At 39.6% G+C, this 6,966-nt stretch carries 6 protein-coding genes; 4 read left to right on the top strand and 2 right to left on the bottom strand.

Translation table 11 applies throughout. From position 1 onward, the window contains the following. The 3 genes from PN457_RS01705 to PN457_RS01715 form a co-directional block, all read left to right on the top strand. Positions 1-486, top strand: a 486-nt coding sequence (locus PN457_RS01705; protein WP_334310741.1) for a type ISP restriction/modification enzyme, incomplete at its 5' end; no start/stop codon positions are given. A 73-nt stretch (positions 487-559) separates the two neighbouring features. Next, positions 560-1,114: a Uma2 family endonuclease gene (locus tag PN457_RS01710; protein ID WP_271730900.1), complete on the top strand. Its 555-nt coding sequence runs from the start codon at positions 560-562 to the stop codon at positions 1,112-1,114. Between the two features lie 31 nt (positions 1,115-1,145). Then, positions 1,146-5,399 (top strand): helicase-related protein, encoded by a 4,254-nt coding sequence (locus PN457_RS01715; protein WP_271730901.1) that lies wholly within the window; start codon positions 1,146-1,148, stop codon positions 5,397-5,399. Between the two features lie 247 nt (positions 5,400-5,646). On the opposite strand, the gene vapC is transcribed toward PN457_RS01715, so the two are convergent. Then, complete coding sequence (gene vapC / locus PN457_RS01720; RefSeq protein ID WP_271730902.1) at positions 5,647-6,066, bottom strand: type II toxin-antitoxin system tRNA(fMet)-specific endonuclease VapC; 420 nt, start codon at positions 6,064-6,066, stop codon at positions 5,647-5,649. After that, entirely contained in the window at positions 6,059-6,376 is a 318-nt protein-coding gene (locus tag PN457_RS01725) for a hypothetical protein (RefSeq protein ID WP_271730903.1), read from the bottom strand. Before PN457_RS01725 ends, vapC begins: the two co-directional genes overlap by 8 nt. Before the next feature lie 80 nt (positions 6,377-6,456). Between PN457_RS01725 and PN457_RS01730 the strand changes: the two genes are divergently transcribed. After that, positions 6,457-6,585, top strand: coding sequence for a hypothetical protein (locus tag PN457_RS01730; RefSeq protein ID WP_271730904.1), 129 nt, complete (start codon positions 6,457-6,459; stop codon positions 6,583-6,585). Positions 6,586-6,966: the final 381 nt, after the last annotated feature.

Genomic DNA, 6,966 nt, shown 5'->3' on the forward strand with positions numbered 1-6,966 from the left:
ATATTTTATTACATATACGCCATCTTCCACAGTCCCACCTACCGCACCCGTTACGCCGAATTTCTCAAAATCGACTTCCCCCGCGTCCCCCTCACCAGCAACAATGAGCTATTTTGTCAACTTGCAGAATATGGACAAGAATTAGCAGCACTACACCTGATGAAATCACCCCAATTAAACAACCTGATCACCGAATTTACAGAAAATAGCGGAGGTCAAATAGTAGATTCAGGATATCCTAAATATATTCAAGGTGCGGTAGTGATTAATAAAAAGGGGGATAAATTCACAGGGGTACCAGAGCAAGTATGGAACTTTTATATTGGTGGTTATCAAGTTTGTCAAAAATGGCTCAAAGACCGCAAAGGACGCACCCTAAATCATGAAGATATTCTACATTATCGGCGTGTAGTGGTGGCGCTGCAAGAGACTATTAAGTTAATGCAGTTAATTGATCAGACTATTCCTAGTTTCCCTGTGGTTTAGAATCCCAAAATCTCAGGATAGGCGCTGACCTGTCACTTGGCTGTTAAAATCAAAGAGGTTTGAGCATAAAGCTATGACGATTACAGCACAACCCACAACTATAGAAGAATTTTTACAATTGTCAGAAACAGAACCAGCTTCTGAATTGATTCATGGACACATTATACAGAAACCAATGCATCAAGGGGAACATAGCCAACTACAGATTGAGCTATGCGAAACTATTAATCAAATTACTAAACCTCAGAAAATCGCTAAAGCTTTTCCAGAACTACGCTGTATTTTTGGTGGATTCGCAATTGTCCCAGATATAGCGGTATTTCGCTGGGAGCGCATCCCTAGGTTACCATCAGGACGCATCGCGAATCGGTTTGAAATCCATCCAGATTGGGTAATTGAAATTCTCTCTCCCGAACAGAAATATAAACAAGTTCTCAGTAAGTTACTACATTGTGCTGAATATGGAACTGAGTTAGGTTGGTTAGTTGATAGTGAGGATGAAAGTATTTTAGTAGTAGATGGCGATCGCCGAGTTCAAGAACTTAAAAATAGCGATCGCCTACCAGTTATCGCAGGGGTTGATTTAAAGATCACTGTTCAAGAAGTCTTTAGCTGGTTAAGTTTTTGACCATATCTAACCCACAAATCAATGATTAACTATGCTAGATAACTTTATCCCCGAACTAATTCGCAAACAACGCCCCTACTACCTACCCCAAGGGAATCCCATCAAAGGAATTAACCATCAATATTGGCTGGTTTTCCAACATCGGGACGCTGATAACCCATTACATAACGTGATTAAATTCCTAGGTATGGGTAATCAAAACGCCACCCATAAACTTTTACGCATAGACCCTAAAACAGCTAAAGTATTTGAATATATCCCCATCAAAGAGGGAGATTTACCCAGTGTCACCCTATTGCGAACCTGTGAACTATCTATCCTAGAAAAGTTCCTACATCAAGAAAGGGTGACCACAGAACCAGCTTTATTAGCAGGGAGCTTTTTAGAAATTCCCGGTCGTCAACGTCGCTTTAATCTCCCCTCTGACTTAGATAAATATCGGCAATTTTTTACTAATATTTTACAACTAACTAAAATTTACCGCCGTTCCACAGCTTACTTTGATAGCGGTGTTTTAAAACTCTATCAAGAACCATTGGCCGCTATTGTGCAAACTGAGGGACAAATCCGGTTATTAATGGATTGGCAAGGTTTTACTAAAATAACAGATATTGCAGAATTAGACAAACTCTACGACCCGAGCGATCGCTACCAATTTATCCAACGCACCCTAGAAGAATTTCTCCAAGGTTTAGCAGAAGGCGATTTTACAGAAACAGAAATATTAGCAGAACTAGTCAGACTGGGATTTCTACAAATAAGACTAATTAAAATGGACTCAGGAAAAGCCCTCTACCACAAAAAAACGGGGATTTTCACTGACCAATTAGATCACCACATTCAACATGAGGGTTCAGATAATTTTACCCGTGCTGCACATTCCAGAAATGCAGAAAGTATGACTTTTCTCTACTCCTGGGATGAATTAGACGCAGAAACCATATTAGATAGTATTCAGCAATTTGATGGAGAATGGCAAGACCACGAGTTAAGTTTTGACCTCAGTCAAGAATTTTTACAACAAGTATTAAAAGAAAGACAACGCCGCCAAGAACAACAAAAACCAGTCATTGAGTCCATCACACCGGATAAATTCCCCAGCGGTGAAACTACAACTGTTGAAATTACCGGTCAAAATCTAGACCAAGTTACCGACATAGGAGTGACTGAGAATGAGTTGGTGAAGGTAAACATTCACAACCAGTCACCACAACAGATTATTGGTGAAGTTGAGGTAAACTCAGACCATCCCCCCATACCCTTAACTCAGTTCCAGGTCAAAACCCCCAGGGGAGTTTATCGCACTACACCTAAAAAACCCCCTGTAGTTAGCCAGTCTTTAGTAATTCCTGATTTTGAAGAAATACCAGGATTTAAATCAGCCATAGAAATGATTTTAGCTGGTAATCATGGTACACCGGATGACTTTCTTTACTGGTTAGCAAAAAAACGCCCCCAACAGTTCCGGGTACAAGGTAGTGACTTACTCGATGAACTATTAAATCAGGGTATATTATTTGAACACCAAAAAACAGGAGCGCAACACTGTCTGAGGGTAATGCAAGATTTTGGGGTTGCTGTGTGTGCGGATGCTGTAGGTTTGGGAAAAACTCGGTTAGCAGCTGCGGTGGGGAGATTATATCGACAACAACACCCCGATGCTAAAATCGCAATTATTGCAGCTAAAAAACTTTTACCCAACTGGGAACGGGAGTTAAGGGAGTTAGGTTTTGAGTCTCATGATTACGAACTCTACAATAAAAACTTGATGAGTCGTCAGGGTAGTAATTTTCTAGAAAACTTGAATCGTTATGGTGGTCCTGATTTAATTATCATTGACGAAGCCCATGAGGGTATCCGCAATTATAATAACCGCATTCACAAAACCTGCTTGCAAATTCAAGACAACGACCGCAAGTTAGGTAAACAGCGTCATTTTCTGCTCTTAACTGCTACCCCCTGGAATAACCGCCGCGAAGACATTTATAATATTCTCTCACCTTTTATTAGTCGTCCTCAAGCTTTCCAAGATTTAAACTTACCCGCTGAGGTCACCGACTGGTTTACAAGAAGGGATACAGGGGTGAGGAACTTCACAGATAATACAGAGATATTTCGCCAAATTTACAAGGAACTGTTTCTGCAACGGACTAGAAAGATGTTGCGAGACTCCAGCAGCAATTTAAATGTATATGCTCAACGCATAGCGGAATGGTTACCGGTACAGTTTGAAAATACCACGGAAGAAGCACTAGACCAAATTTTTACCCATTTTGAAACAAGTCTTTACATTCCCTTTGCTGACCCAATTCGTTATTTAACTAGTAATGTGGAACAGCGCAGCTTGTTAGGTAACCAGCGCCGGTTTTTCCTCCAACGGGCTGAATCTAGTATGTATGCTTTGAGCCAAACTATCAATAATTTTAGGCGACGGATTACACAAATGCAATCCCGTTTACAGTCTATTTCCCCCGACGCTGCGGGATTAAAGGAATTTTTATTAACTCACTACGAGTTTAATTTAAAGTCAACAGGTCAAACAGACCGGTTAAATTTAGATGATGATGAACGGGAAACCTGGGATGAAGAGTATGAGGAAGAGGAGGAAGCACAGGAGGAGCAACCACAAAAGCGCCAAAAGTTAAGACGTTCTATTGATATTAACACGACAGCTTTAGAAAATCAGCCTGATAGAGCTAGGCAAATCTACAGCAAAATGTTAGCAGATTGTGACAACGATTTGCAACAACTCCAAGAAATTCAAACTCTACTCCAAGCTGAATTTGTCATTGACCACAAAAAGGAACAGGTCAGACAAAAAGTGAGGGAGTTAGTCAAGCTGGGTCATAAAGTATTGCTGATTTCTACTTTTAGTGACACGGTGATCGATTATTATCTTTATATGGCGCAAGATCAGGCGATCGCCTCTCAAGGTATAGGAATGCTAACTGGCTCTCCTAAACTATATTACCCCAATCATGCAGACCAACCCCAAAAAATTAGCCCTGGTCAAGCCAAACTACCCCAAGGACGAGAGGTAACTTTAACTCGTCAAGAAATATTTAAACGATTTGCTCCCGTTGCTAGTTGTCAAAATCCCACAGAATACCCCCAACCCGAAGCAAAAATTACAGTATTAATTGGTTCGGAAACCCTATCTGTGGGTCAAAATCTCCAAGATGCTGATTATTTAATTAATATTGATTTACCTTGGAACCCGATGATTTTAGAACAGAGAATCGGTAGGATTGACAGACCCAAAAAACACCAAGCTGCACATATTTATATTTACTATGCTAACAGCGAAAGTCAATTACTCAGACAAGCATCACGCCTGGCAAATCTCCATAAAAAACTAGTAGGAGAGTTAGTAGACCAGGATACTCAATTCATCGATGTAGAAACTAAACGCCATATCCCTACTATCTCCCATGTTAACAGTTTACGAGATTCAATTTATGGAGATACTTTATTTGATGATGAAATTCTACCAGGATATGTAGACTTTCTCCAGAGTTTAGTTAAAGCTAGAAAATTACAGCAGAACCATTTGCAAGAACAAGTTTATCAAAAACAAGCCACTCATCTGAGTTTTTACACAGAAAATGAGATTCTACACAGTGAGGAAATTAGCAAGCTATTAAAAAGATTAGGTGAAGACTACCAACCCAACCCCATAGTTATAGGTCGTCGTACTGGGGAGGTAAATGAACCCACAGGATTAATTGTTTTAACTTTAGCATATTTCGGCCCCAATGGTGAACCTATTGCCGAAAAACAGCAAACCCTATTTTGGAACGACCAAACGGGAGAAAAAGACGGTTATGGTCTGGCGATCGCCTCGGCGATGAAAACCCCAGTCATTAGTAATACTTTTTCTGTCCACAGTGTACTATCATCTGCCCAGTCAATATACCAAGAGCTAGTAAAATTAAAACATCAATACATTGCCGAACTACAACAGCCAGAAAACCTAACCACCTTAAATAATAGCTCGGAACGTATTAATAAAATCCAGCGCCGCTTGAGAAATATTCCCCCCAGGGGAAATTTAACCCCAACCTTAATTAAGAATACCCTCAGAAAACTCAGTTATCACAAGTCCATGACTGATGTACAAAAACTGCTGATAAATTATACAGAGGGTAGTAAAGCCCGTTTAGATGATTATGAATTTGTTACCCAATTAGTGGAAGACACAGACAACCTAAGTTTACTGCTTATGGAAGGAATTAAACCCACTAGTCTCAGTATTTCTTTGTCAGCGTTATTATTGAGAATATAAGATTTAATTAATACTAATGGACAGCAACAGGAAATCTACGGTCATTATACTAACCGCATCTTTGAAGCCCAACCTGTCATGTATTTACTGTTACCTAGTCCCCAGGTATGAGGACGGGTAGCTTTTATACTTCCCACAGAAGGGGGGTTACGTCAAAAACAGATCCAAACCTTTAACTGGGATGACCATCAGTGAGTAGTAAGGTTAAAAAGACTCACTCGCGATCGCCACCCTGATACTTACCCATTTAACTAACTTCCCAATCTTCAAACTTTAACCCGTCAATTCTGCCAAACTCTCTTACATTATGAGTTACCAATATTAAATTATTCACCAAAGCAATAACAGCAATTTGTAAATCATTTAGACCAATAGGAGTGCCAATTTTAGCTAAATCAGCCCGAATTTGTCCATAAACTTCCGCACAGGAATCATCAAAAGGTAAAGATACAAACTGCTGTAAAAATGATTTTTGAATCTTCAAAGCTTTTCCAGGGTTATTACTTCGCCTTGACCCATAAAATAACTCAGCCTTCACCACAGAACAAACCGCAACTTTTTCAGGTTCTAAATTATCGAGATGATGATTAATACTCAATGACCTACCTTTGAGATACATAATACAAACATTTGTATCTAGTAAATAAACTAAAGAATTATTATTCATCAAACACGCCAATTAAATCATCATCCGTATCTTCATAAATTCCTTGTTCATCAACATTAAAATCAATATCCGCACAAGCACCAGATAAATTGAGGATTCCTTTAGTATGAAGCATATTTTTTTGTTTTAAAAACTCCTTTAATTCTGCATCAGAGAAAAAGTTAAGCATCTCCTTCATTTCCTGAAAATCAATTAAACCTTCCCGCAAAGCGTCTAAGACAAGATTGGCAATGATTTTTTGTGGTAAATTAACCCATTCATTTTGAATCTTATCTGTTAAATTATCTGGTAAATCTATGGTGATTTGCATAATTATAAAATCTCCCTAATCTGTTTTTTATTGTACAGCATATTTCCAGTAGGACTTACGCAACTGGTACAGGCGATCGCATGATTCATACTTGGATTCAGCAACGCCTATTCTTTGTTTCCCTATTTAGAACCCCACCCCAACCCCCCTGGGTGGCGATCTGCTTACAGCAGCGCTTCGCGATCGCCCCACAGATCCCCGACTTCTAGCTAAATTATCCTAGAATATCTCTAATAATGTGAGAAGTCGGGGATCTTACGCCCCTCCCACAGTCACACAGATCCCCCACTTCTACCTAAAAATAATCAAATACATAAGATTCCAGTCAGATTCATCTGACTTTAGCTTTGAGACGGGGGTTTCTAACCCCCGGTTCCCTGGTTCCCTTGTCACCTTGTCCACCTTGTCTTACCCTCACGACAATGTAAAAAACCTACCCTTGTGAGGGGGGTGGGGTATACGCAGTATTAAAAATTGTCACATCACTCAACCAACTATAGTATAATTTATCAATATCAAATCTTTTACCCTGATTGCTCCCGTATCAACACTTACCCTACAGCACCATGAATGCTATATCACAACAGTTG

The organism is Anabaenopsis arnoldii, assembly GCF_028331025.1.
GTDB classification, from domain to species: domain Bacteria; phylum Cyanobacteriota; class Cyanobacteriia; order Cyanobacteriales; family Nostocaceae; genus Anabaenopsis; species Anabaenopsis arnoldii.